Origin of the sequence: Microtetraspora sp. NBRC 16547 (assembly GCF_030268965.1) — a bacterium.
Classification (GTDB): domain Bacteria; phylum Actinomycetota; class Actinomycetes; order Streptosporangiales; family Streptosporangiaceae; genus Microtetraspora.
On record NZ_BSSE01000032.1, the window covers coordinates 49,203 to 72,872 of the forward strand.

Here is a 23,670-nt window from a genome sequence, read left to right on the forward strand (position 1 = left end):
TGGTATCCCGCTGATCCGCCGACGCCGTCTCAGTCCGTCGAGTTCGTCAGCCGGCCAGGTCCAGCGCGGCGGCGATGATGCTGTCGGCGTTCAGCCCGTGGTACCGGTAGACGTCGTCGAGCGACCCCGACTGGCCGAAGCGGGTGACGCCCAGCGCCGTGGTCGGCACCCGGTTGACGGTCGCGAGGAAGGACAGGGTGTGGGGATGCCCGTCGAGCACCGTGACGAGGGGAGCGGCTCGATCGGCGGGGAACGCCTGGTCCAGCACCCACGACTCGGCCTGCTCATGGCCTTGACGGGCCCGCACCGCCCGGTACAGCAGGTCGGGGCTCGTCACGCAGACCACGTCCGCCGGAATGCCGAGCCGGTCCAGCCGGTCCGCCGCGGCCAGCGCCTCCGGCACCACCGCCCCCATCGCGGCGAGCGTGACCTTGGGGTTCTCCGCGCGCCGCAGCGGATACGCGCCCGCGACCACCTGCCGCCTGCGCCGTTCCCGCGCCGCGGGGTCGGCGGGTACGGCCGCCAGGGTCTGATCGATGGGACGCGTGGACAGCCGCAGATAGGCCGAGGTGCCGTCCGGCTTGCCCAGCCGGGCCAGGCCGGCGAGCAGCGTCCACTCGGTGTCGATGGCGAACGCCGGTTCGTAGTAGACGCAGCCCGGTTGTTCCAGGCCGATCGACGGTGTCTTGATCGACTGGTGCGCGCCGCCTTCCGACGCCAGCGAGACGCCGGACGGCGTGCCGACCAGGATCGACTGCCCGCCGGCGTAGATGCCGTAGGACCACGGCTCCAGCGCGCGTTCCACGAACGGGTCGTAGAGCACGCCGATCGGGAGCAGCGGCTGTCCCCACCGGCTCCAGGTCGTGCCCAGTTCCCCGATCAGGCTGACGAGGTTGGTCTCCGCGATCCCCAGTTCGATGTGCTGGCCGGTCGGTTTCTCCTCCCAGTGCAGGATGGTCTCGGCGTCGTCGGCGAACCAGTTGAGGCGCTCGTTGACCGACCAGACGCCGACTTTGTTCACCCAGCCTCCGAGGTTGGTCGACGAGCTGACATCCGGGCTCACGGTGACCACTCGCTTGGCCGCCTCCGGCGCCGCCCGCGTCAGGTCGAGCAGCGTACGCCCCAGGGCGGCCTGGGTGGTCGCGGTGCCCGACGGCGTGCGCCCGATGTCGGCGGGCAGCTCGGGAGGCTGGATCGACGGCGTCTCCGGCCTCCGCAGCCGCTCCGCCGCCCGCGCGCAGAGGGCGTGCGCCGCGCTGTCCGGCGAGAAGGCCCGCCACGGGTCGTCCAGGTCGCCGCCCACCCGGTCCGCCAGCTCCTGCATCTGCCGCTCGGTCAGCAGCGCGGAGTGGTTCTGCGGGTGACCCCTGGTCGCCAGGCCGTACCCCTTGACGGTGTAGGCGAAGATCACCGTGGGACGCGTGTCGTCGATGGAGGAGAACGCCCGGTCCAGGGCCTCCAGATCGTGGCCGCCCAAGTTCGCGATCGCGTCCACCAACGTGTCGTCGTCGACCTGGTCGACCAGCGCCTGGATCTCCGCCGCGCCCCGTCCCACCCCGGCGAGCCGCCGCCGGAGCTCCTGCGCGCCGCACCGCAGCAGCCGCTGATATTCGGGATTGGACATCTCGTCGATCCGCCTGCGCAGCTCCGCCCCGCCCGGCCGGGCGAACAGCTCCTCGAGCAGCTGCCCGTACTTGACGGTGATCACCTGCCAGCCCGCCGCCGCGAACATGCCCTGCAGCTTGTCGGCCGCGATGTTGGGCACCACCCGGTCCAGCGACTGCCGGTTCAGGTCGACGACCCACACCACCTCCCCGAGTTCGCCGACCGTGGGGTCGAGCACGGCCTCCCAGACCGCGCCCTCGTCGAGTTCGGCGTCGCCGACCAGTGAGTACTGGCGGCCGGTGCCGGTGCCGCCCAGCACGGTGTCGACGTAGCGACGCGACAGGGCGCCCCAGATCGGCGCGGTCGCCCCGATCCCGACCGAGCCGGTCGAGTAGTCCACCGGGTCGGGGTCCTTGATCCGGCTCGGATAGCTCTGCAGCCCGCCGAACTCCCGCAACCGGGGCAGGTACGACGCGTCCAGCCAGCCGAGGAGGTAGTTGATCGAGTGGAGCACCGGTGACGCGTGCGGCTTCACCGACACCCGGTCCTCGGGCCGCAGATGCCGGAACCACAAGGTCGTCATGATCGACACCATCGACGCCGAGGACGCCTGGTGACCGCCGACCTTCAAACCCGAGGGGTTCTCCCGCACCCGGTTCGCGTGGTGGATGAGGGCTGAGGAAAGCCAGAGCACGCGGCTCTCCACCTCACCCAGCACCGCGAACTCACTGGTCGTCCGCGGGCTGGTCACCGGGCTGGTCATCGTGTGTGCACCCTTCACTGGCGTTTCGGATGCCCAAAATTCAAGCAATGACATGGGTGTTTGCTCAATACTGTGGCAGTCTTTTGAGCGTTCTGCGCAACTCCAGCCCGTCTGTCCTGTGAGAGGGTATGCACTTTGCCCAGTCGACCGCACCCCCTCGACGCCATCGACGCCCGCATCCTGCTCGAGCTGGCCGCGCATCCCAGGGCCACCACAGTGGCCATTGCCGACCAGGCCGGCGTCGCACGCAACACCGCCCACGCGAGGCTGGCCCGGCTGGAGGACGGCGGCGCCCTCGCCTCCTTCGAGCGCCGCGTCGACCCACAGGCGCTGGGCTACCCTTTGACCGCGTTCGTCACCGCCCAGGTCACCCAGCGGAAACTGGACGAAGTGGCCGCGACGTTGGAGGCCGTTCCCGAAGTCCTCCAGGTCTACGGCATCTCGGGGCCGATCGACCTGCTCATCCACGTCGTCGCCGAGAGCGCGGAGGACCTCTACCGCATCGCGGGTCAGATCCTCGCGATCCCAGGGGTTGAGCGCACCAACACCGCCCTCGTCATGCGCCGGCTCGTCGACTACCGCATCGCGCCGCTGCTCCGCCGGGCCGCCGGTACGGCGGAACGGCCCGCGCGCTAGCCGTATCGGCGCGCGTAAACCCGAGGATTTTGCGATCTACGTTGTAAAGGTGCTCGGGGTGCGAACGCCCACTCAGAGCCTGCCGTTGCGGTGCAGGATGTCGACGGCCCGGACGGTGGTGTGGCCGCGCCAGTCCAGGGAGCCCGCCGGAGAGATCGTGGCGTAGTCGACGATCCAGCCGCCGTCGTCCTGCTGGAGGGTGGCCAGGCGGTCGAGGTCCGCCGAGATCACCGCCGGGTCGTACGTCGAGGTCGACGCGGACTCCGGCCAGGGCGGCGCGGTCTTGGCGTCCTACAAGAAACCGCGCAAGGCCGTCTTCCGCGACGCCATCCCTGATGCTCCGTTCGCAGGACGGCGCACTTGCCCGCCGTATAACGTCCATGTTATGACTTGGGGAGAGGTGGAACTGGAGCCCGAGGTCGACGAGTGGCTCGACTCGCTCAGCCAGGACGATCAGGAGACGGGCGTCTTCTATGTTGATCTCTTGGCGGAGAGGGGGTGTGCTGCTCGGCGAGCCGTACACCAGGCAGTTGCACGGGAAGCTCCGGGAACTCCGTTTCCATCTCTCTCGCGAGGCTGTGCGCATCACCTACTGGATCGCTTCGGGTAGGAGGATCACCCTGCTTACGGTGTTCAAGAAGCAGCGGATGCGTGAGGCCGGTGAGATCGAGCGGGCGGTACGGGCAATGGAGCGGTGTATCGCCGAGGCGCACACGGCAGATGAGGAGTGAGGGCCATGGTTGAGCGCAAGGCGTGGGCCGACAAGCGTGCCGAGATCATGGACCGTCCCGGTGCCGGAGCCGCCTATGAGGCCGCTCGTCTCCGGTTCGAGCTCGGAGAGGCGGTGCGGCAGCGCCGCGAAGAACTCGGGCTCACGCAGGCCGAACTGGCTGAGCGGGCCGGCCTCAAGCAGCCCGCGGTCGCTCGCTTCGAGGCCGGAGGCACCATGCCCACCATTCCCATGCTGGAACGCCTCGCCGAAGCGCTCGAAGTGCGGCTCAACGTCCAATTCCAACCGCTCCGCGAGGCAAGCTGACTCTGCCGACCGGACCAGCCCGACGCGAACAATTACCCGAATGCCTCTGCGCTCGGGACGGCGAACCGCGCAGTTGGAGGCACGCGCCGGGCGGTCAGCCGAGGGCGCGGTCGAGGTTGAACGCGGCGCTGATCAGTGCGAAGTGGGTGAAGGCCTGCGGGAAGTTGCCCTGCTGCTCGCCGGTGCGGCTGATCTGCTCGGCGTAGAGGCCGAGATGGTTGGCGTAGGTGAGCATCTTCTCGAAGGCCAGCCGTGCCTCGTCGAGTCGCCCGGCACGGGCGAGCGCCTCCACGTACCAGAACGAGCAGATCGAGAAGGTGCCCTCGGTGCCGCGCAGGCCGTCGGGGCTGGCGGCGGGGTCATAGCGGTAGACCAGCGAGTCGGACACCAGGTCGGCGGTGAGCGCGTCCAGCGTGGCGAGCCACTTCGGGTCGGTGGGGGAGATGAACTTGGTCAACGGCATCATCAGGACCGCGGCGTCGAGGACGTCGTCGTCGAAGTGCTGGACGAACGCCCGCCGCGTGGGAGACCAGCCGCGCCGCATGATCTGCCGGTAGATCGCGTCCCTGGACCGCGCCCAGCGGGAGAGGTCGGCGGGCAGGCCACGGCGGTGGGCCAGCCGCATGGCCCGTTCGATCGCCACCCAGCACATCAGCCGCGAGTACAGGAAGTTCTTGCGACCGCCGCGGGTCTCCCAGATGCCCTCGTCGGGCTGGTCCCAGTGATCGCAGACCCACTCCACCGCTTCGCAGGACTTGTCCCATAGGTCGCTGGGGATCGGCTGGCCCCACTTGTCGCAGAGATAGACCGAGTCGATCAGCGCGCCGTAGATGTCGAGCTGGAGTTGGTCGGCGGCGGCGTTTCCGACGCGTACCGGGGCGGAGCCGCAGTAGCCCTCCAGCTCGGCCAGTTCGTGTTCGGGGAGGTCGGTGCGGCCGTCGATGCCGTACATGATCTGCAGTGGCCCCTGGCCGCCGGCGTGGAGGCTGACGCGCTCGCCCAGGAACTTCATGAAGGCCTCGGCCTCGCTGGAGAAGCCCAGGCGCAGCAGGGCGTAGGCGCAGAAGGCCGCGTCGCGGATCCAGACGTACCGGTAGTCCCAGTTGCGTCCGCCGCCGATCTGTTCGGGAAGGCTGGTCGTCGGCGCGGCCACGATCGCGCCGGTGGGCGCGTAGGTGAGCAGCTTGAGAGTCAGCGCGGAGCGGTGCACGATCTCCCGCCATCGGCCGCGGTAGCGGGAGGAGGACAGCCATCGGCGCCAGAACGCCACGGTGGCGGTGAACTGCTGTTCGGCCTCGGCGTGCGGGCAGCCCCGCGGCGCGATATCGGCGCCGACGCAGTCGAGCGCGAAAACAGCGGACTCACCCTCGTGGAGCTTGAACGACGCGGTCGCGTTCTGGGCGTCGTGGTCGACCGCCACGGTCGCGGTCAGCGCGAGCGCGAGGTCCGCGGACTCGAAGAGGATCTGACCGGCGTGCCGTCGGACGGTGTGCGGCTTTCTGGCGTAGTCGAACCGCGGAGCCACCCGCGCGCGGAACGGCACTGAGCCGCGTACGCACAGCACGCGCCGGATCAGCCGGTGCCGGCCGGGCTCACCCGCGTCGTCGATGATCGGCATGAAGTCCTGGACCTCTCCCACACCGTCCTCGGTGAAGAACCGGGTGATCAGCACGTTGGTGTCCGGGAAGTAGAACTGCTTGGTCCTCGTCGGCGCGTCGGCGGCCAGCTCGAACGACCCGCCCCGGTCGGCGTCCAGGATCGAGCCGAACACGCTGGGCGCGTCGAAGCGCGGACAGCAGTACCAGTCGATGGTGCCGTCGGTGCCCACCAGGGCCGCGGTACGCAGATCGCCGATCAGTCCGTGGTCGGCGATCGGCAGGTAGTCGGCTCTAGAGCCCGGTTGTCGCCTGCCGGTCATAAGGGTGTGCTGCCCCGGTTCGGGAGTCATTCACGCCGCAGTCAGGGGCTCGGCCTCGCCGTGTCTGCCTCTCCTTCCTGGATGGTCCAGTGCACGTTGTGGGGCAGGAGGGAGTGCAGGAATGGACGGCGCGGGGCGTGCGGTGTGAGCATCGTCGTCGTGGCATTGCACGCCCTCGTGGGACGAGACGCCGAACTGCGGAATCTGCTGACCCTCGTGGACGGCCTGAAGGAGGGCGGCGGGGCCCTCGTGCTGAGCGGCGCGGCCGGGGTCGGCAAGTCGGCGCTGCTCGGGGCCGCCACGGGCGAGGCCGCCGCCAGGGGCGCGCGCGTCCTGACCGCGACCGGCGTGCCCGCCGAAGGCCAGGTCCCGTACGAGGGGCTGCGCAGGCTGCTGGCGGGGACCGGGCTCGCGCCCGGCGACCTTGACGGCGGGCCGCTGCGCGGCGCTATGTCCGTGCTGCACCGGCTGTCCGCGCTGGCGAGCGACACGCCCGTGGTGCTCGCCGTCGAGGACGCGCACTGGCTGGACGAGCCGAGCTGGGAGGCGCTCGCGTTCGTCGGCCGACGGCTGCGTTCGGACGCCGTGGTGCTGCTGGCGACCCTGCGCGACGACGCCGACTCTCAGACCAGGCTCGCCGCGTCGGGGCTGCCCGCGCTGACCGTGCCGCCGCTGATCGACCAGGCGGCGGCGGAGCTGCTGGCGAGGGTCGCGCCCGACCTGGGCGTCGCGTTGCGCGCCCGCGTGCTGGCCGAGGCGGCGGGCAACCCGCTCGCGCTGATGGAGTTCGCCGCGCTCGCGTCCCGGCAGGACCAGGAGATGCTCGCGTCGAGCAGGCTGCCGCTGACGGAGCGGCTGGAGCGCGCGTTCGCCCAGGCGCTCGCCGTGCTGCCCGCCGCCCGCACGCTCGGCGCCACCCTCGAAGAGACGGCGTGTAGAAGCTAAACGCGCGGTCAGCCGCCGCTTGCTCGAACGTGGGTTTCATGCAGTGGTGGTCTTCGGGTAGTACGGACGGAGGCCGGCCGCGAGGATGCGGTCGAGCATCCGGTCTGGCAGTACCCGCGACAGGCGGGTGAGCAGGGCCGCGTCGCGACCAATGGTGTAGCGCGTGCGAGGCTTCCCGGCGGTCACGGCCTTGGCGATCACCCGGGCGGCATCGTCGGCGGACCTACCGCTTGTGGTGAACGCGGCGGTCTGCGCGGTGACTGCCTGGACCAGCGGCCCGTAGCGATCCCGTTGTTGCGGTGACATGGCCTCGGCCAGTCGGCTCGTGGTGGCGATGCCCCGGTCGGCCATCTCCGTGCGGATCCCGCCGGGTTCGATGACCACCACCTGCACGCCCAGCGGCGTCAGTTCCCGGCGCAGAGCGTCGCTGACCGCCTCCAGGGCGAACTTCGTGCCCGCGTAGGGGCCGTAGGTGGCCATGGCGATCTTCCCGCCGACCGAGCTGATGTTGACCACCCGGCCGCAGTGGCGCAGCAGGGCGGGCAGCAGTGCCTGGGTGACGGCGACGTGGCCGAACAGGTTGACCTCGAAGAGTCGGCGCCACTCCTCCAGTGGCAGGGCCTCGACCGGGGCGTTGACGGAGATGGCGGCGTTGTTCACCAATGCTCGCAACGCACCTGCCTGCGAGCCGACGCGGGTGGCCAACTCGGCGATGTGGTCGGGCTGGGTGATGTCGAGGATGACCGGCTCGATGCCAGGGGCACGGAGCGCGTCGGCGTCGCAGTCGCGGCGGACGCCGGCCAGGACGTGGAATCCCCGGCGGGCCAGCTCGCGGGCGGAGGCCGCGCCGATCCCGGTCGAGGCTCCGGTCACGACGACACATTCCCGTTGTTCAGATGACGTTGTCACCTGAACAACGGTAGGCATTTCAGATGACAGTGTCAACGGTATAGTGATCGGCATGATCAGTCGTGCGGAATCCGCTGCCGCGACGCGCCGTGCCCTGCTGGATGCGGCCGCCGGCCTGCTGGACAGCGGCGGTCCGGACGCGGTGACGTTGCGCGAGGTCGGGGCGCGTGCGGGGGTCACCCGCGGCGCGCCGTACCGGCACTTCCCCGACAAGGACAGCCTGCTGACCGTCGTCGCGGCCGAGGCCCTGGACCGGCTCGCGGACCAGGTGCAGGCCGTGTGCGCCGAGCCGCAGGCGTCCCCGGCCGACAAGCTGCACCGCGCTCTGTCCGCGCTGATGACGGTCGGCCGCCGTCAGCCGCACCTGTACCGGCTGATGTTCGCCTCCCCGGCCGGCGACCCGGCCGCGGTCCACGCGGCGATCCAGGCGGCCGACCGCGCCATGGACGCGTTCCTCGCCGTCGTCGGCGATCTGGTCGGCGCACAGCACACCCGTCAATTCGCGGCGCTGCTGTTGACCAGCGCGCACGGGATTACGGATATGGAGGTCAGCGGGCACCTGTCCGCTGACAAGTGGCACATCACGGCCGAGGAACTCGTCTCGACCCTGGTGTCCATGATCGACCGGCAGGCCCGCAGCGGGTGACATCACGCTCTCTCGTTGTGACGCGAGTTTTGCTGGATTGCGGTTACGCGCCCGTTTCGTCGACGACCACGGCCTCGAACCACTCGAGACAGCCAGCTATCCCGCCGGGGATCCGATCACAGTTCGGTGGTGCCCGACATGTCGCCGGTGGTACGCGCTGGCGCACTTCGTCGATATCGACCAGGGCGGCGCGGCAAATACGAAGATCGCAGTGGCCAACGACAAGCTCAGGGCGGTCTTGTGGACACAGGCGCCGGCTCATCCCGAAGCTGTGGACTGCGCCGGTCGGGACACTGGCCGCTGCACGACGCGCCTCGTAGCCGCATCGGCATTCGGCCCGGTTGTCTCCGAACCTCGCGCGGTGTTTGGATGGGGATCATGGCCCTCGACGAGCTGCGCGACCTCCTCATCCGCCATGCTCGACCCGATCTCAGAACTCCCATCGAAGATGTCCTGATCTTCAAGGCCGAGCGCCCCCAGCCCCCGACCTCGACGACCTATGGCAAAGTGCTGGCGGTCGTCGCCCAAGGCACGAAAAGGTTCGCTCTGGGCGACCACCTGTACGAGTACCGAGAGGGGCAGTATCTCGTCGCCTCGGTCGACCTGCCGGTGACCGCCCATTTCGCAAAGGCCAGCTTTAAACAACCTGGGCTCGGGGTCGGGCTGACCCTGCATCCGGCGGCCATCGCGGAGGTGTTGCTGCAGGCGGCTCCAGACGATCTGCCGGATCTCGACGACGACGCGCCGCCCGGTCTGGCAGTCAGTACCGCCTCCGCCGAGCTCCTCGACGCCGTCGTCCGCCTGCTGCGCCTGCTCGACCGGCCCAGCGACATCACCGTCCTCGCGCCGCTCATCAAACGGGAGATCCTTTGGCGGCTGATCACCAGCGATCAGGGCGCGATCGTGCGCCAGTTCGGGCTTCCCGACAGCAGCCTGAGCCATGTCGCCCGCGCAGTGCAGTGGATCCGCGACCACTACGCGCAGCCTTTCTGTGTCGAGGATGTGGCCAAACTGGCGGGGATGAGCGTCTCGGCCTTCTACCGCAATTTCCATGCCGCCACCGCGATGAGCCCGATCCAGTTCCAGAAGCAGATCCGCCTCCAGCAGGCGCGGCTCCAGCTCGCCGCAGCTCCGGGTGACATCGCCGCCGTCAGCCGTCGCGTCGGCTACACCAGCCCGTCACAGTTCAGCCGCGAGTACCGTCGCCAGTTCGGTGCGTCGCCGAGCCAGGACGCCAAGCGCCTCACTCCAGCACGCGGTCGAGACGGATCGGCAGGGATCTCTGTCTGACCCCGGTGGCGTGCCAGACGGCGTTCGCGATCGCGGCAGCCGTACCGACGTTGCCGATCTCGCCGGCGCCCTTGACGCCCATGGGAATGCCGGGCTCGTAGTCGGGCACGAAATCGGCTTCGATGTCGGGCACGTCGGCGTGCGCGGCGATGTGGTAGCCGGCGAAGTCCGCGTTGACGTGCCGGCCGGAAACCGGATCGCGAATGCCCTCTTCGTGCAACGCCATGGAGAGCCCGCCGATCATCCCGCCGATGACCTGGCTGCGGGCCATGAGCGGGTTGACCACGCGGCCCACGGCGAACATCCCAAGCAACCGGCGCACGCGCACCTCGCCCGTCACCGGGTCGACGGTCACCTCGGCGAACACGGCGCTGAAGGAATGCCGTTCCCTGGACGACAACTCGCCGAGCGACCGCGTGGTGTCGACCGTGACCGTCCCGCGGCACTCCTGGCCGCGCAGCTTCTCCGCGGCCTCGGTGATCGCCCAGACCCAGGACGTGGTCCCCCGGGAGCCGCCCGCGCCCCAGGCGGGACCGAGGCCGCTGTCGGAGATTCTGAGCCGGATCCGCTCCGTGCCGACCGCCAGCGCGTCAGCGGCGATCGCGGTCAGCGCGGTGCGCGCGCCGGTGCCGAGGTCGGTGGCGCCGATGGCCACCGTGAAGGTCCCGTCCGTCTCGGCGGTGATCGTGGCCGACGAGGGGAAGGCCCCGGCGCTGAAGGACGTGGCGGCCAGCCCGGTGCCGACCAGCAGAGCTCCCTCCCGCCGCATCCGCGGCCGGTGATCACGCGTGTCCCAGCTGAACCTGCGGGCGCCTTCGCGCAGGCACGCGACCAGGTTGCGGCTGCTGAACGGCAGGCCGGACACGGGACCGGCCACCGGCTCGTTGCGTAGCCGGAGTTCGAGCGGATCCATGCCCAGCCGCTCCGCCAGCTCGTCCATGGCGGATTCGAGGGCGAACGACCCGGGCGTGGCGCCCGGCCCCCGCATCGAGTACGGCGGCAGGATGTCGAGCGGGACCGCGCTGAGCCGGGTACGGATCGAGCGCGCCGCGTAGAGCGTCTTGGTGAGCTCGGTGCATCCCTCGAGGTATTCCACCAGCGGCGAGATCTCGAACGCCGCCTCGTGGTGGATCGCCCGCAGGCGGCCGTCCGCGTCGGCGCCGATCCGGATCAGCTGATTGATCGCCGGCCGCATCGCGGTCGCCAGGAACACCTGGGCGCGGGTGAGCGTGACCCGCACGGGCCGGCCGAACAGCAGCGCGGCCATCGCGGCCAGGATCAGCTGTGGACCGCAGAGTCCCTTGGATCCGAAGCCGCCGCCGACGTGCTCGGTGCGGACGTGCACCAGATCCGGGCTCAACGAGAACAGCGTGGCCAGGGTGACGGCTATGGAGAACGGCCCCTGGTTGGAGTCGATCGCCTCCAGCCGCTCTCCCTCCCACCACGCGGTCGCCGAGTGCGGCTCCATGGCGCTGCAGTGCTCCTCGGGAGTGCAGTACTGTTCCTCGACCACCACCGAGGACGCGGCAAGCTCCGCCTCCACGTCACCGACGTTCACAGGCTCGTCGAAGATCGCCACCGCCGGACGGCTCGCCGGGTGATCGGCAGTGAAGCCCGTGTCGTGCGGCTCCTCGTCGTAGGTCACCGGTAGCGCCTCGGCTGCCGCCTGGGCCTGCTCGAGTGTCTCGGCCACGACGAGCGCGACGGGCCGACCGGCGAAGGGGATCACCTCGTCCTGCAACAGCTGCAGCTGGCCATCCGGGCCGAAGAAGCCCCCCGCCTTTGGGTTGAGGCGAGGTGCGTTCCTATGGTCGATCACGCCCAGCACGCCCGCCATGTCCTGGACGGCAGAGACGTCGATGTCGCGGATGCGGCCAAGGGACACGGTGGCCAGGACGACCGCGCCGAAGGCCAGGCCTGGTATCGGCACGTCGGCGGCGTAGCGGGCGGCGCCGGTGACCTTGGCCCGGCCCTCGATCCGCGGCTGCGCGACCCCAACTGCGTTCTTCATGGCTGGAGCTCCTTCAGCACGGTCTCGATGAGATTGCCGGCCAGCCTCACCTTGTAGCCATTGCCGGGCAGCGGTTCGGCGGCAGCCAGTTCGGCATCGGCGGCGGCCCGGAACGCCTCAGCCGTGAGAGGAGCGTCCAACAGGAAAGCCTCGGCGGTTCGGGCGCGCCAGGGCCGCGAGGCGACCCCGCCGAGAGCGATCCGCACCGAGCCTTCGTCCAAGTCAAGCCCCGCCGCGATGGAAACGGTGGCGAAGGCGTAGGACGCGCGCTCGCGGACCTTCCGGTAGCGCGACCGCGGGGACACCGCGCTACCCGGCAGGACCACCGCGGTGATCAATGCTCCCGGCGGCAGCGCCGTCTCGCAGTGCGGCGTGTCCCCGACGGGCGGGTAGAACTCCGCCAGCGGGATCTCGCCGGGGCCGTCGAGCATCTCGTAGCGCACGACCGCGTCGAACGCCAGCATCGCGACCGCCATGTCAGAGGGATGGGTAGCTACGCAGTTTCGGGTCCAGCCAAGGATGGCGTGGTTGTGGTGCTCCCCGGCGATCGCGGGACACCCGGTGCCGGGGACCCGCTTGTTGCACACCTGCGCGGTGAAGTAGGCGCACCTGGTCCGCTGCAGCAGGTTGCCGCCCACCGTGGCCATGTTGCGAAGCTGGCCGGACGCGCCAGCCAGCACCGCCTGGCTCAGCGCCGGATAACGCCGCCGTACCTCGGGGTGGGCGGCGAGGTCGCTGTTGGTCGTCGTGGCACCGATGACCAGCCCGCCGTCCGGCGCCTCGCTGACGCCGGCGAGCGGCAGCTGCCGTACATCGACCAGCCTTGTGGGAGCCTCCACCCCCTCCTTCATCAGATCGACGAGGTTGGTGCCGCCGCCCAAGTATCGGGCACCGCCGTCGGCTGCGATCAGCGCGTCACGGACGTCCGTCGCGCGCTCGTAGGCGAACTCCTTCATCCCTCGGTCTCCTTCTGGGCAGCCGTCTCGAGCACGGCGCGGACGATAGACGGGTAAGCGCCGCAGCGGCACAGGTTGCCGCTCATCCGCTCACGCACCTCCGCCGCGTCCAGTACCGGCGCCGGGCCGTCCGGGGACACGTCGGCGGTGGCCGCGCTGGGCCAGCCCGCCGTGTGCTCGGCCAGCATCCCGACCGCCGAGCAGAGCTGCCCGGACGTGCAATATCCACACTGGAAGCCGTCGAGCCTGATGAACGCCTGCTGAAGCGGCAGCAGTTCGCCGTCACCGGCCAGTCCTTCGGCGGTCGTGATCTCGGCGCCCTCGGCGGCCACTGCCAATGTCAGGCAGGAGACCACCCGCCTGCCGTCGAGGAGCACGGTGCACGCGCCGCACTGGCCGTGGTCGCAGCCCTTCTTGGGTCCGGTGTGGCCGATGTCCTCGCGCAACGCGTCCAGCAGCGTCGTGCGATTGTCGACGCTCAACCGGTGTGGCACGCCGTTGACCTGTAGCGAAATCACGCTGCGGTGATGGTTTGTCATCGTCCTTCCTTTCTTAGGGCTACGTAATCAGTCCTGCAGCGGGCGGACGATCCCCAAAGCTCGCGCGTCCTTGCCCATTCCTGCTCGCGTGACGGGTGTTGCAGCGCCAGCATCAGTAGGCCCTGGAACACGCCGTTGGCGTCGCGCTCGCGTGCCATGGAGCCGGTGAGCTGCGTGGTCGCGAAGACGTAGACGAGGTCGAAGAACAACTCAACGGGCGTCGCCCGGTGATCCTCGCCGGTCGACCGTACGGCCAGCAGAGCCTTTTGCCGCAGAGCCAGGATCGATTTCTAGTCGAAGGCCAGAGCCGGGACACGAGGCCTCCGGCAGAAGTCGGGCGGTAGGCGACGCCTTGCCGAAGATCGCAGTGCCGGGAGGTGCGCTGTGCACGACAGCGCACCTCCCGGCTAGCGTGCTGCACCCCTTGTGGACGCGGACTCAGTTCTCGGCCGCCTGCTTGAGGTGAGCGAGCCAGGCGGTGAGCGACCCTTCAAGAGCGGCCTGCATGCCGTCCAGGTCGGTACGGACCGGCTCGCCGTCCCACGATTCAGAGGTCTGGACGAAGGTCTGCCCGTCGCGTTCGGCGAGGGTCCACTCGTGGATGCCCGTGATGCCGTGTGCTGGCCCGCCCCACAGGATGCGGTGCCCCGGCTCGATGGCATAGACGGTGGAGTCGATCTCCAGGCCGAAGGTGCTCCAGTGGAACACCGACCCGATAGTGAGCGGCCCGTCGGCGGAGGCGGTGGTGATGTCCGCCTGCCAGGAAGGCCAGGCGTTCACGTTGGTGTGCAGGTCCCAGACCCGTGACAGCGGAGCGTCGATGACGGTGTCGAGCCGGACGACGACGGCGGCTGCGGTGTCGATGGTGGTGATCACTTCTGGTCCTCGATCCAGTGGCCGTGGATGCCGGCGGGCACCCTGCGCGGAAGTTCGACGGTGGCGACTGTGGCGAGGTCTCCTGCATCCAGGACGAGGAGCTGGGAGGCGTCCGCCTTGAGGTCGTTGACGACGGTGAGCAGGTAGCCGTCGTCCTCGTTGGTCCCGCCCTCGGCGGGGACGAAGACGGCCTCGCCCGGCATGCGGCCGGGCCCGTGGTTGAGCAGCCGCCGCCGACCGGTGACGGTGTCGAACTTGACGGTGGAGTAGCCGTCCAGGCCCGCGCCGGGGAAGGCGATGGCGTAGCTGTAGCGGTTGAACGCGCCGGTGTGGGCGTCGTTGATGGAGGGGAACTCGGTGGCCAGGTCGTCGAGCGACTCCTCGCGCGCCTTCCCGGTGGCCGGGTCGAGGACCCAGCGGTGGAAGGTGGTTCCGCCGTTGGGGGTGACGCCATAGCCGGGGGCGCCGATCCACCACTTCCAGGAGGTCTCCCAGGAGGAGCGGTCGAAGCGGGGGCCTTCGAGCACCACGCGGCCCTGCGTGTCGACGTAGGAGTTGGTGACGTGCAGGATGGCGCCCTGCTCGACCTCGAACCACGTGACCTTGGGGGCACCCGTGCGGGGCATGACGCCGATGCGCAGCGGCACGTCGTCGTGCCACAGGTACGGAATGCCGGAGTGCTCGGCGTGGTCGAAGACGACCGGCGAGTTGATGAAGACCGCGTGCTCACGAGTGATCGCGAAGTCGTGCATGAGCGACGGCCCGGAGCCGTCGATCACCTGCGAGCGGATGATCTCGCCTTCACGGGAAGCGACGTGGTAGGTCAGGTAGGGCGGGAACGGGCTGTAGGAGAAGAAGTGCAGCTCGCCGGTGACCGGGTCCTCCTTGGGGTGGGCGGTCATCGAGCTGGTGAGCTTGCCGCCGAAGTCGTAGACGCCGACGGTGTCGAGCTCCGCCGTGACCTCCCAGGGCAGGTTGGCTTCCTGCAGAGCCAGGTAGCGCCCGCCGTGGAAGATGATGTTGGTGGCGGCGGCGGAGACCTCCAGCTCGGTGCCGGTGAACGGCACGCCGTCCAGGAACGGGGTCTTCACCCAGCGGTTGCGGTACCACTCGGCCCGCCCGTTGGCCAGGCGCACGCCGTGCAGCATGCCTTCGCCACGGAACCAGTGGGTGGGGGTGACGCCGGGCTTGGGGTTGTGACCGTTGCGGAAGTAGCGGCCGTTGAGCTCAGGCGGCAGCGCGCCGTGCACGGTCAGCTCGTGGGCGGTGATCTCGTCGGTGACCGGGGTGAAGTGGCCGGTCAGGTACGGCTTGGGAAGGTCTTTCATGAACGTGTCGCCTTTCCGAGGAGAAGGAGGGTGATGACGGCGCAGGCCAGGAAGGCCATGCCGTACGAGGGGAGAAGGGCCAGGAAGCCTAGGCCGACGGCGCCGCCGATCTGGCGAGTGGCGTTGAGCAGCCCGCCGGCCAGGCCGCTGTCGGCGGCGGGCACGCCTGCCGAGGCGAGGGCGGTGAGCCGGACGAAGGCCACGCCGAGCCCGGCGCCGATCAGCAGCGAGGGGCCGAGCAGGTCCGCCAGAAACGTGCCGTCCGCCGGGGTGCGGGCCAGCCAGGCCAGCCCTGCCGCGAGCAGCGCCAGGCCACCGGGCAGTACGAAACGCCCGCGCAACCTAGGTGTTGCCCACGACGCCAGCGTGATCATCAGGGCGAGCGGCAGCTGGGTGAGCCCCGCTTCGAGCGGGGTGTAGCCGAGCTCGCGCTGCTGGTAGAGGGGCAGGTAATAGAACAGGCCGAGCCAGACCCCGCCGAGCAGGGCCATGAGCACGTTCGCTCGAGCCACGATCCGCATGCGCGAGGGCAGCAACGGGTCGGGCGAGCGGCGTTGCAGCAGGACGAACACGCCCAGCAGGACCGAACCCGCGATGATGAAGGGCCAGCGCCCGGACAGGCCGTAGGTCAGGGCGACCAGTCCGCCGGTGACCGTCACCGCTCCGGGCAGGCCCAGCCTGCCACCCCGAGGCGGAGAGGGCTCGACCATGACCCAGGCGGCCACCAGGACGGCCAACGCGACGGGCGCCATGGCGAAGAAGACCGAGCGCCAGCCGTACACGCCGGTGAGCACGCCGCCGAGCAGGACGCCCGCTGCACCTCCCGCGCCGGAGACCGCGCCCCATACGCCGAGGGCGGTGCCCCGGGCAGCGTCTTGGTACAGGGTCAGCATCAGCGCGAGCGCGGTGGGTGCGAGCAGCGCAGCGCCCAGGCCCTGCAGGGCCCTGGCGGCGATCAGCGTCACGGCGTCCGGCGCGCTCGCGGCGGCCAGCGACGACAGCGCGAACAGGCCGGTGCCGATCAGGAATACGCGGCGTAAGCCGTACACATCTCCAGACCGGCCGCCGAGGAGCAGCAGCGCGCCGAAAACCAGCACGTAGGCGTTGACCACCCAGGCCAGCCTGGCGGCCGAGAGACCGAGGCCGGTACGGATCTCGGGAAGGGCCACGTTCACGATCGAGGTGCTCAGCACGACAAGGAACTGGGCCGTGGCCAGGACTCCCAGCGGCTTCCAGCTGGTCTTGATGGCGTGTGCGCTGCTCATGGCTCGACACTCGCAGCGGAGGCCAGACGCTCGCGTCGGTAGTTTTCGCCTATATGACCGCCTATGCAGCATGATCGGGGCACCTATGGAGACGTTGGTGGGCCGCGAGGCCGAGATCGAACGCCTGGACGCCCTGGTGGCGGCGGCCAGGAAGGGCCGCGGCGGCGCGCTGGTGCTGTCCGGTGAGCCCGGCATGGGCAAGAGCACCCTGCTGCGCCGGGCCGCCGAGAACGCGTCTGGTTTCGCGGTCATCCAGGCCTCGGGCGCGGAGTTCGAGACCGAGCTGCCGTTCGCCGCGCTGCACCAGCTGTGCATGCCGCTGCTCGGCCACCTGGACGAGCTACCGCCACCGCACCGCAGAGCCCTGGAGATCGCCTTCGGCCTGGACGCCGGCGCCCTCGACCCCTTCCTGGTCGGCGTCGCGACCCTGGGCCTGCTGGCCGAGACCGCACGGGAACGCCCCCTGCTCTGCCTGATCGACGACGCGCAATGGCTGGACGACGCCTCGGCCAAGGCGCTGGCCTTCGTGGCGCGCAGGATCGCCGACGAACCGGTGGCCGTGGTGCTCGCCAGCAGGGAGCCAGGCTTCGCGACCGTGCCCGCCCTGAACCTCGCCGGCCTGCGCGAGAGCGAAGCGAGGGTGCTGCTGGCCGGCGCCGTCCGGGCGCCGCTGGACGAGCGGGTCCGCGACCGCATCCTGGCAGAGGCGCGCGGCAACCCCCTTGCCCTGCTGGAGCTGCCCAGAAGCGCCGGCCTGGCCGGGATGGCCGGCGGATTCGACGTACCTGCTCCCGGCGTGATCGAGCAGAGTTTCCGAGTACGGCTGGCGCAGCTCCCGCCGCAGGCCAGGCTCCTGCTGACGGTCGCAGCCGCCGAACCGGTCGGCGACCCGGGACTCCTGTGGCGGGCGGCCGGGCTGCTGGGCATCAAGCACGCGTCGGCCGCGGAGGCGGCAGAGCTGGTGGAGTTCGGCGCCCGCATCCGCTTCAGCCACCCGCTCGCCCGATCGGCCGCCTACACGGCTGCCTCTGCTGAGGAACGCAGGCGAGCCCACGCGGCACTGGCCGAGGCGACCGACCCGGTGGCCGACCCCGATCGGCGGGCCTGGCACCACGCCCGGGCCGCCGTCGGACCCGACGAGAAGGTGGCCGCGGCGCTGGAGCGCTCAGCGGCCCGGGCCCAGGCCAGAGGCGGAGTGGCGGCCACCGCTGCCTTCCTGGAGCGGGCCGCCGCGCTCACCACCGGCACCGGCCCGCGGATCGACCGGGCGCTGGCCGCCGCCGAGGCCAAGCTCTCGGTGGGCGCGTTCGACCTAGCGGCCGAGCTGCTCACCACCGCGGAGCTGGCCTCGCCCGATCAGGCCCAGCTGGCCAGGATCGACCTGCTGCGGGGCAGGCTCTCCTTCATCTGCCACCGGGGCGGCGAGCAGCCCACCACCCATCTGCTGCGCGCCGCCGGACGGCTGGCCGACACCGACCCGGCCTGGTCCATGGAGTGCTATCTGGACGCGATGGAGATGGGCGTCCTCCTCGGCGACCTCGATCCCGTGGTGCGGGCGGCTGGCGCCGCTCCCGTGACGGGCCCGGTGCTGGAGGGCGTGATCAGGCTGACCACGCAGGGACATGGAGCTGCGGCCGAGCTGCTGCGCCCCGCCCTCGCGGACGAAACCGCCTGGAGCCGTTACCCGTCGCTCGGCTTCATGCTGGCGACCGAACTGTGGAGCTACGACTCCCTGCGCGGCATCGCTGAGCGCGTCACCGCGGCCGGCCGCGAGTCAGGCTCCTTCCACATGCTGCCCATCGGGCTGGCCATGCAGGCCGCCACCGCGGTGCACGCGGGCGAGTTCGGCGCGGCCATGGAGATGATCTCCGAGGAGGAGGCCATCGCCGAGGCCACGGGCGCGGCTCCGCTGGTCTACCCGCGCATCCACCTGGCCGCTCTGCGCGGACGGCGGGCGGAGGCCTTCGAGCTGTTCGCCGGCGTGGATTCGCGGATGACGCTCAGCGTCCAGTGGGCCGCGGCCATCCTCCACAACGGCCTGGGCAACTACCAGGCCGCGCTGGAAGCCGCGCGAAGCGCTGTCGCGCACGGACACCTCGGCATGTCGGGGCTGGCCCTGCCGGAACTGGTGGAGGCCGCCGTGCGCTGCGGTTCACCGGACGTCGCCGAGAGCGCCCTGGCCGACCTGCGCGAACGCACGCAGGCGGGCGGATACGCCTGGGGACTGGGTGTGGCGGCCTACGCGCGGGCGCTGGTCACCGACGACGAGGAGTCCTACCGCGAGGCCATCGACCACCTCGACGGCAGCCGCATGGCGATCTACCGAGCCCGTGCGCACCTGCTGTACGGCGAGTGGTTGCGCCGGGAGGGCCGGCGACGTGAGGCGCGCGAACACCTGCGCATCGCACACGAGGCGCTGACCGACATCGGGGCCGAGGCCTTCGCCGAACGTGCCGCGGGGGAGCGGCGCGCCACCGGAGAACACGCCCGCAGCCGCTCCTCCCAGACTGCTTCCGAACAGCTCACCATGCAGGAAGTGCACATCGCACGGCTAGTCGCCGACGGCGCCACCTCCAAGGAGGTCGCGGCCACGCTGTTCCTCAGCCCCCGGACCGTCGACGCCCACCTGCGCAACATCTTCCGCAAGCTCGGACTCACCTCGCGTAAGCAATTGCGCGACCTGCCTGACATCCGGAGATAGGCAGCTTTCACCGACGCGTGCGTCATGGCCTGGGCGCGAACGTACCTCGCTCTCTCGCTCTCTCGCTGTGAGCGCGGTGGCCGACCGTCCGGTGATGCGCATGACTACTCTCTCGGGCCGTAGGTGTTCAGGAACAGCACCGGGCCGTCCAGGTCGGCCGCCAGCGCTGCCGCGAACGCCTTGGCGGTGTACACGGATTCCAGCCGCAACCCGGCGGAGGCGGCAACCCGTGCCGCGGTGGCGGCTTCGGGCGTGGGGTGACCGTAACCGCGGCCCAAGTATTCACGGGTGGTCGTGAGCCGTAGAGGCGGCACGTCGAATTCCGCTCCGCGTTCCCGCAAGACGGTCGCGGTCCGGTCGGCGAGCCGGACGAGATCACGCACACCGAGCGGCAGCGTGTCATTGACCACCACTCCCAGCACCTGCGATTGCAGCCCGGCCAGCGCACAACCCAGCGCGAGTCCCGCAACGGTCCCGCCCGAGCCGACGGCCGTAACGATGTGCCGAGGCTGCGGCAGTTCACCCGCCGCCACCTGCGCGGCGAGCTCCAGCCCCGTCTCGACATAGCCGAGCACACCGATCGGCGCTGAGCCGCCTGCGGGCAGGTAGTACGGCAGCTTCAATCCACGCGTGTGGCGCAGCAGCAACCACGGTGCGGCCGCGATCGTCAGCGGTTTGCTGTGGGTGAAGTGCATGGTTGCGCCGGATTGCCGCAATCTGCGCAGCTGCTCGCGGACATGGTCGTCCTCGGGCTGATCGATCAGTGCCAGGACGGTGTCGATGCCGAGGTCGCGCGCATACACCGCCGCCGCCAGGCCCCAGTTTGTCCCGGTCGCGCCGACGGTGAAGATCGTGCTCGCCCCGGTCCGGCGCACCTCGGGCAGCAGCCATTCCAGCTTGCGTACCTTGTTGCCGCCCCAGCCGCCGTAGCCGTATCCGCTTTCGTCCTTGCACCACAGGTTGTGTCGCGTGAGCCCGGTGAGCTCCCGCACCGGTGTCGGGCCGTCGCCGAGCCGGGCGAACGGCAGCGTTCGCTCGAGCGCGGGAAATCGCCTGTGCAACAGTGCAGTGCTCATACCGTGCCCAGAACTCGATCGACATAGGAGTTCGCGAACCGCCGGTCGGGGTCGAGTCGTTTGCGCACGATCGCGAAGCTGTCCCATTCGGGGTAGCGTGGACGCAGCGTTTCCGGGGTCTGGAAGTGTTGCTTGCCCCAATGTGGCCGACCGCCGAAGGAATCGAAGATCGCTTCGGCTGCACGGAAATACAGCTCAGATGCGAGCTTGTGGTACTGGTGCAGCGCGATATAGCAGGTGTCGCGCCCGGCGGCCGGTGACAGATAGGCGTCGTCGGCGGCGACCCACCGAACCTCGATCGGGAAGGTCACATTGAATTCGGGACGCCCCGCCAGTTCACGAACCGCACGGACCGCTTCGGCGGTGTGCTCGCGCGGGATGGCGTATTCCATCTCGACGAACCGGACCCGCAACGGTGTCGCGAAGATCCTGTCGGAGCGGTCGATTCGGTGCGAGTAACCCGCGAGGTGGGAGCCCAGGCGCTGCAGCGGCGAATTCACCCGCGGAGCGACCCGGGCGAGTTCGCACACCACGTGCAACAGATGGTTCTGCACGAGCTCGTCCTCCACCCACTCGCGGGCACGCGAGATCGGCTGTGGCGCGAGGTCGACCCGATTACGCGCGGATGTCATCGCCAGCGGGCTGTGCGCGAAGGTGAACAGCTGGAAGTGCTCATTGGCCGCGAGCAGTTCGTCGAGATCGACGAGTACGTCCTCGACTGCCATCGGGCGATCGACTGCTTCGAGCGTGAACGCGGGTACCGCCTGGATTGTGACCGCGGTGACGATACCGAGGGCGCCGATGCTTACCCGCGCGGCACGCCAGATATCCGGATCCTGTTCGGCGTTCACCTCGATCGTCGCGCCGTTCGCCGTGACGAGTTCCATCGACACCAGACAGGCCGAGAGGTTCTGCAGGCGTGCGCCGGTCCCGTGTGTACCTGTGGCGGTAGCGCCCGCGATCGACTGCGCGTCGATATCGCCGAGGTTCGGGAAGGCCAAACCGTTCTCGGCCATCACCCGATTCAGTTCACGCAGAGTTATCCCGGCCTCGACCCGGATCCGGTGTGTGGCGTGGTCGATGTCCAGCACCCGGTTGCAATGCCGCAGCGAGAGCAGCATGCCGTCGGTGGCGACCGCATCGGTGAACGAATGCGATGCTCCCGCGACACGGACCACATGATTCGCCACCGACGCCTGCTCGACAGCCTGCGCCACTTCGGTTCTCGTCGAAGGGCTGGCCATGACCGCTGGTCGGCACGTCTGGTTGCCTGCCCAGTTACGCCACACCATGCGAGGCTCCGATCCGGTCAAGCTCAATCGGGTCGGTGGACATTGTGTGGACGATCAATTTGTGCATGGGCCGACTGTAAGAACCCGGGCACCACCGGCGGAAACACTCAATCTGCGCGGGATTCACCGACTTGGGTTGTGAATCACGCCGGGCACCGGCGGTACCATCCGGTCGCTCATGTCCGGATGCTCCAGCGCGTACACGGCCTCGGGGTTTGCGTCGCGGACAGAGTGGGCGACAGCGGCGAACGATCTGATCAGATCGGTTTCTTGATCGGCGCGCCAGCCGACCGCGAGCTCGCTGCCGCGAGCGCCGGCAAGCGGCACCAGCGTCACGCCCACCAACGGCACAAGCCGTGCTGACGCGACGGTAACGACACACCCCATGCCTGCTCCGACGCACTGCAATTCCTCGAGCACCGACGATGCCCTGCCCACGAAGTTCGCGGGCTTCCCGTCTCGATGCTCGGCCAGCGACCAAAAGTCGATCCATGCCTGGTCATTGCAGAAGTGCCCGACGATCGGCTCGTCGACCAGCTCGGCCGCCGCTATCACGCTGCACGCAGCGAGCCGGTGCGAAGCCGGCAACATCACCACGCGCGGCTCGACGAACAGTGTTTCGCTGCGCAGCCAGTCCCCACCGTCAATCGGCAACCGCAGGTAGGCCACATCGACCGAACCATCAGCGAGCCCTGCGGACGGGTCGGCGTAGCTGTACACCTTGACATCGACCTGCACGCCCGGATGACGCGCCCGGAACTCGGAAAGAATCGACTCGGTGAGAGTCAGCGCCCCGCCCTCGCCGGTACCGATCGTCAGCACACCCGATTCGTTGGCCTCGATCCGCCGCGCGGCGCGGACGGAACGGTCGAGAGTGACCGGCACCGAACGAGCCTCACTGAGGAACGCCGCGCCAGCGGAGGTGAGCTCGACCGTCCGAGTCGTCCGCCGAAACAGCGTCACACCGACAGCTTTCTCCAGCTGCCTGATCTGAGTGCTCAGCGCCTGCTGCGCGATGTGCAGCCGCGCAGCGGCGCGAGTGAAGTTCAGCTCCTCGGCGACAGCGACGAAGTACCGCAATTGCCTGGTATTCACATCCACCCGCGCGATCGTAGCTTTCTACAACCTGCATCGGTCAATCGACGGATACCTGGCACATCTCGCCGGTCAGGGAACGACGCACAACGGGAAGCCCGCGCCGACCACCTGTGGGTGCCGAAAACTCGGCTGGCGCGGTTGACTCGCGGTTCGGCATTTGAGCATGCGCTCGGCAATTCGACCACTGAGCCTGTCGGCACGAGCTGTTGGATCGGACCTTGATCTGGAATCAGCAGCACCTTCTGCATGTGCTGCGTGAGTTCGAGTCGTTCTATAACGAACATCGGCCACATCGGGCTCTCCGGCAGGCAGCTCCGCTTCGACCGCTTCCCACCCAAGCACCGACCCCACCCGGATGACACCGCTGGACATTCGTCGGCATGACCGACTCGGTGGTGTCCTCAAGAAGTACCGACATGCTGCTTGACCTGGCCGGATGATTAATCGGCACCCGCACAGTCGAACAGGCGTCCCAGCAGGGCGCCCTGGCCGGACTGGAGGATGTGCGCGGCTTCCAGTGGAATCCAGAAGCATTCGAAACGGGTCGGCTCCTGCTCGTCGTCGTGATCCTCCTGGCTGGTCCACCGCTCCTGTGTGGGCTCGGTCAGCTCCAGGTGGAAGACATGCCGGTGCTGTACCTCGAAGCGGTACGGGCGGAACACGTACCTGGCTCATGACCTGCTGGAACATGAAGCCGTCGTTGCGCTGTCCGGCGCTGATCACCCGGGCGATGGGGCGGCAGCGCCGGTCTGCCATCAGATGGATCTTCGTGGTGAGGCC

The 23,670-nt window shown here is 69.4% G+C and carries 23 protein-coding genes; 8 read left to right on the forward strand and 15 right to left on the reverse strand.

Annotation, left to right across the window (positions count from 1 at the left end):
- Positions 1-46: 46 nt before the first annotated feature.
- Complete coding sequence (locus QSK17_RS30745; RefSeq protein WP_285709037.1) at positions 47-2,368, reverse strand: thiamine pyrophosphate-binding protein; 2,322 nt, start codon at positions 2,366-2,368, stop codon at positions 47-49.
- A gap of 135 nt (positions 2,369-2,503) precedes the next feature.
- Here QSK17_RS30745 and QSK17_RS30750 point away from each other — a divergent pair, with 135 nt between their 5' ends.
- Positions 2,504-3,004, forward strand: coding sequence for an Lrp/AsnC family transcriptional regulator (locus QSK17_RS30750; RefSeq protein WP_285709038.1), 501 nt, complete (start codon positions 2,504-2,506; stop codon positions 3,002-3,004).
- Between the two features lie 72 nt (positions 3,005-3,076).
- Here the strand turns inward: QSK17_RS30750 and QSK17_RS30755 are convergent, their stop codons facing one another.
- Positions 3,077-3,235 (reverse strand): hypothetical protein, encoded by a 159-nt coding sequence (locus QSK17_RS30755; protein WP_285709039.1) that lies wholly within the window; start codon positions 3,233-3,235, stop codon positions 3,077-3,079.
- Between the two features lie 269 nt (positions 3,236-3,504).
- On the opposite strand from QSK17_RS30755, the gene QSK17_RS30760 reads away from it, so the two are divergent.
- Complete coding sequence (locus tag QSK17_RS30760; protein WP_285709040.1) at positions 3,505-3,735, forward strand: type II toxin-antitoxin system RelE/ParE family toxin; 231 nt, start codon at positions 3,505-3,507, stop codon at positions 3,733-3,735.
- Positions 3,736-3,740: 5 nt separating this feature from the next.
- Complete coding sequence (locus QSK17_RS30765; protein WP_285709041.1) at positions 3,741-4,040, forward strand: helix-turn-helix domain-containing protein; 300 nt, start codon at positions 3,741-3,743, stop codon at positions 4,038-4,040.
- Positions 4,041-4,134: 94 nt separating this feature from the next.
- Here QSK17_RS30765 and QSK17_RS30770 read toward each other — a convergent pair whose 3' ends face one another.
- A complete protein-coding gene (locus QSK17_RS30770) occupies positions 4,135-5,958 on the reverse strand; it encodes a glycoside hydrolase family 15 protein (RefSeq protein ID WP_285709042.1) in 1,824 nt (607 codons plus the stop codon).
- Positions 5,959-6,102: 144 nt separating this feature from the next.
- Between QSK17_RS30770 and QSK17_RS30775 the strand changes: the two genes are divergently transcribed.
- The gene (locus QSK17_RS30775; RefSeq protein WP_285709043.1) at positions 6,103-6,903 is read left to right on the forward strand and encodes an AAA family ATPase; all 801 of its coding nucleotides are present in this window, start codon (positions 6,103-6,105) and stop codon (positions 6,901-6,903) included.
- A 36-nt stretch (positions 6,904-6,939) separates the two neighbouring features.
- Here the strand turns inward: QSK17_RS30775 and QSK17_RS30780 are convergent, their stop codons facing one another.
- Complete coding sequence (locus QSK17_RS30780) at positions 6,940-7,866, reverse strand: SDR family oxidoreductase (protein WP_352231870.1); 927 nt, start codon at positions 7,864-7,866, stop codon at positions 6,940-6,942.
- Here QSK17_RS30780 and QSK17_RS30785 point away from each other — a divergent pair.
- Positions 7,865-8,458, forward strand: a complete 594-nt coding sequence (locus QSK17_RS30785) for a TetR/AcrR family transcriptional regulator (RefSeq protein ID WP_285709054.1) — start codon at positions 7,865-7,867, stop codon at positions 8,456-8,458. The genes QSK17_RS30780 and QSK17_RS30785 overlap by 2 nt on opposite strands.
- A 378-nt stretch (positions 8,459-8,836) precedes the next feature.
- Positions 8,837-9,748: an AraC family transcriptional regulator gene (locus QSK17_RS30790; protein WP_285709058.1), complete on the forward strand. Its 912-nt coding sequence runs from the start codon at positions 8,837-8,839 to the stop codon at positions 9,746-9,748.
- Here QSK17_RS30790 and QSK17_RS30795 read toward each other — a convergent pair.
- The 7 genes from QSK17_RS30795 to QSK17_RS30825 all read right to left on the reverse strand — a co-directional run bounded on the left by QSK17_RS30795 (position 9,702) and on the right by QSK17_RS30825 (position 16,723).
- Positions 9,702-11,759 carry a xanthine dehydrogenase family protein molybdopterin-binding subunit gene (locus tag QSK17_RS30795; protein WP_285709060.1) on the reverse strand — a complete coding sequence of 686 codons (2,058 nt, stop codon included), beginning with the start codon at positions 11,757-11,759 and terminating at the stop codon, positions 9,702-9,704. The two genes, QSK17_RS30790 and QSK17_RS30795, sit on opposite strands and share 47 nt — an antisense overlap.
- A complete protein-coding gene (locus tag QSK17_RS30800) occupies positions 11,756-12,715 on the reverse strand; it encodes an FAD binding domain-containing protein (RefSeq protein WP_285709062.1) in 960 nt (319 codons plus the stop codon). Before QSK17_RS30800 ends, QSK17_RS30795 begins: the two co-directional genes overlap by 4 nt.
- Complete coding sequence (locus QSK17_RS30805) at positions 12,712-13,254, reverse strand: (2Fe-2S)-binding protein (RefSeq protein ID WP_285709064.1); 543 nt, start codon at positions 13,252-13,254, stop codon at positions 12,712-12,714. Before QSK17_RS30805 ends, QSK17_RS30800 begins: the two co-directional genes overlap by 4 nt.
- Positions 13,251-13,538, reverse strand: a complete 288-nt coding sequence (locus QSK17_RS30810; protein WP_352231871.1) for a low temperature requirement protein A — start codon at positions 13,536-13,538, stop codon at positions 13,251-13,253. The genes QSK17_RS30805 and QSK17_RS30810 overlap by 4 nt, the downstream gene beginning before the upstream one ends.
- A 154-nt stretch (positions 13,539-13,692) precedes the next feature.
- Positions 13,693-14,130: an SRPBCC family protein gene (locus QSK17_RS30815; protein WP_285709066.1), complete on the reverse strand. Its 438-nt coding sequence runs from the start codon at positions 14,128-14,130 to the stop codon at positions 13,693-13,695.
- A complete protein-coding gene (locus QSK17_RS30820; RefSeq protein WP_285709068.1) occupies positions 14,127-15,458 on the reverse strand; it encodes a carotenoid oxygenase family protein in 1,332 nt (443 codons plus the stop codon). Before QSK17_RS30820 ends, QSK17_RS30815 begins: the two co-directional genes overlap by 4 nt.
- Entirely contained in the window at positions 15,455-16,723 is a 1,269-nt protein-coding gene (locus tag QSK17_RS30825) for an MFS transporter (RefSeq protein WP_285709069.1), read from the reverse strand. Before QSK17_RS30825 ends, QSK17_RS30820 begins: the two co-directional genes overlap by 4 nt.
- Before the next feature lie 85 nt (positions 16,724-16,808).
- Here QSK17_RS30825 and QSK17_RS30830 point away from each other — a divergent pair, with 85 nt between their 5' ends.
- Positions 16,809-19,424, forward strand: coding sequence for an ATP-binding protein (locus QSK17_RS30830; protein WP_285709071.1), 2,616 nt, complete (start codon positions 16,809-16,811; stop codon positions 19,422-19,424).
- 104 nt (positions 19,425-19,528) lie between these two features.
- On the opposite strand, the gene QSK17_RS30835 is transcribed toward QSK17_RS30830, so the two are convergent.
- The 3 genes from QSK17_RS30835 to QSK17_RS30845 all read right to left on the reverse strand — a co-directional run bounded on the left by QSK17_RS30835 (position 19,529) and on the right by QSK17_RS30845 (position 22,893).
- Positions 19,529-20,500, reverse strand: coding sequence for a 1-aminocyclopropane-1-carboxylate deaminase/D-cysteine desulfhydrase (locus QSK17_RS30835; RefSeq protein WP_285709074.1), 972 nt, complete (start codon positions 20,498-20,500; stop codon positions 19,529-19,531).
- Complete coding sequence (locus tag QSK17_RS30840; RefSeq protein ID WP_285709076.1) at positions 20,497-21,792, reverse strand: D-arabinono-1,4-lactone oxidase; 1,296 nt, start codon at positions 21,790-21,792, stop codon at positions 20,497-20,499. The genes QSK17_RS30835 and QSK17_RS30840 overlap by 4 nt, the downstream gene beginning before the upstream one ends.
- Before the next feature lie 123 nt (positions 21,793-21,915).
- Positions 21,916-22,893 (reverse strand): LysR substrate-binding domain-containing protein, encoded by a 978-nt coding sequence (locus QSK17_RS30845; protein ID WP_285709078.1) that lies wholly within the window; start codon positions 22,891-22,893, stop codon positions 21,916-21,918.
- A 200-nt stretch (positions 22,894-23,093) separates the two neighbouring features.
- On the opposite strand from QSK17_RS30845, the gene QSK17_RS36310 reads away from it, so the two are divergent.
- Positions 23,094-23,249, forward strand: coding sequence for a hypothetical protein (locus QSK17_RS36310; protein WP_352231872.1), 156 nt, complete (start codon positions 23,094-23,096; stop codon positions 23,247-23,249).
- 81 nt (positions 23,250-23,330) lie between these two features.
- On the opposite strand, the gene QSK17_RS30850 is transcribed toward QSK17_RS36310, so the two are convergent.
- Positions 23,331-23,552 carry an NUDIX hydrolase gene (locus QSK17_RS30850; protein ID WP_285709080.1) on the reverse strand — a complete coding sequence of 74 codons (222 nt, stop codon included), beginning with the start codon at positions 23,550-23,552 and terminating at the stop codon, positions 23,331-23,333.
- Positions 23,553-23,670: the final 118 nt, after the last annotated feature.

Coding starts and splice junctions, on each gene's coding strand:
- QSK17_RS30745 (WP_285709037.1), bottom strand. CDS start 2,368: ATGACCAGCCCGGTGACCAGCCCGCGGACGACCAGTGAGTTCGCGGTG.
- QSK17_RS30765 (WP_285709041.1), top strand. CDS start 3,741: ATGGTTGAGCGCAAGGCGTGGGCCGACAAGCGTGCCGAGATCATGGAC.
- QSK17_RS30770 (WP_285709042.1), bottom strand. CDS start 5,958: ATGACCGGCAGGCGACAACCGGGCTCTAGAGCCGACTACCTGCCGATC.
- QSK17_RS30785 (WP_285709054.1), top strand. CDS start 7,865: ATGATCAGTCGTGCGGAATCCGCTGCCGCGACGCGCCGTGCCCTGCTG.
- QSK17_RS30780 (WP_352231870.1), bottom strand. CDS start 7,866: ATGCCGATCACTATACCGTTGACACTGTCATCTGAAATGCCTACCGTT.
- QSK17_RS30790 (WP_285709058.1), top strand. CDS start 8,837: ATGGCCCTCGACGAGCTGCGCGACCTCCTCATCCGCCATGCTCGACCC.
- QSK17_RS30795 (WP_285709060.1), bottom strand. CDS start 11,759: ATGAAGAACGCAGTTGGGGTCGCGCAGCCGCGGATCGAGGGCCGGGCC.
- QSK17_RS30800 (WP_285709062.1), bottom strand. CDS start 12,715: ATGAAGGAGTTCGCCTACGAGCGCGCGACGGACGTCCGTGACGCGCTG.
- QSK17_RS30805 (WP_285709064.1), bottom strand. CDS start 13,254: ATGACAAACCATCACCGCAGCGTGATTTCGCTACAGGTCAACGGCGTG.
- QSK17_RS30820 (WP_285709068.1), bottom strand. CDS start 15,458: ATGAAAGACCTTCCCAAGCCGTACCTGACCGGCCACTTCACCCCGGTC.
- QSK17_RS30825 (WP_285709069.1), bottom strand. CDS start 16,723: ATGAGCAGCGCACACGCCATCAAGACCAGCTGGAAGCCGCTGGGAGTC.
- QSK17_RS30830 (WP_285709071.1), top strand. CDS start 16,809: ATGGAGACGTTGGTGGGCCGCGAGGCCGAGATCGAACGCCTGGACGCC.
- QSK17_RS30835 (WP_285709074.1), bottom strand. CDS start 20,500: ATGAGCACTGCACTGTTGCACAGGCGATTTCCCGCGCTCGAGCGAACG.
- QSK17_RS30840 (WP_285709076.1), bottom strand. CDS start 21,792: ATGGTGTGGCGTAACTGGGCAGGCAACCAGACGTGCCGACCAGCGGTC.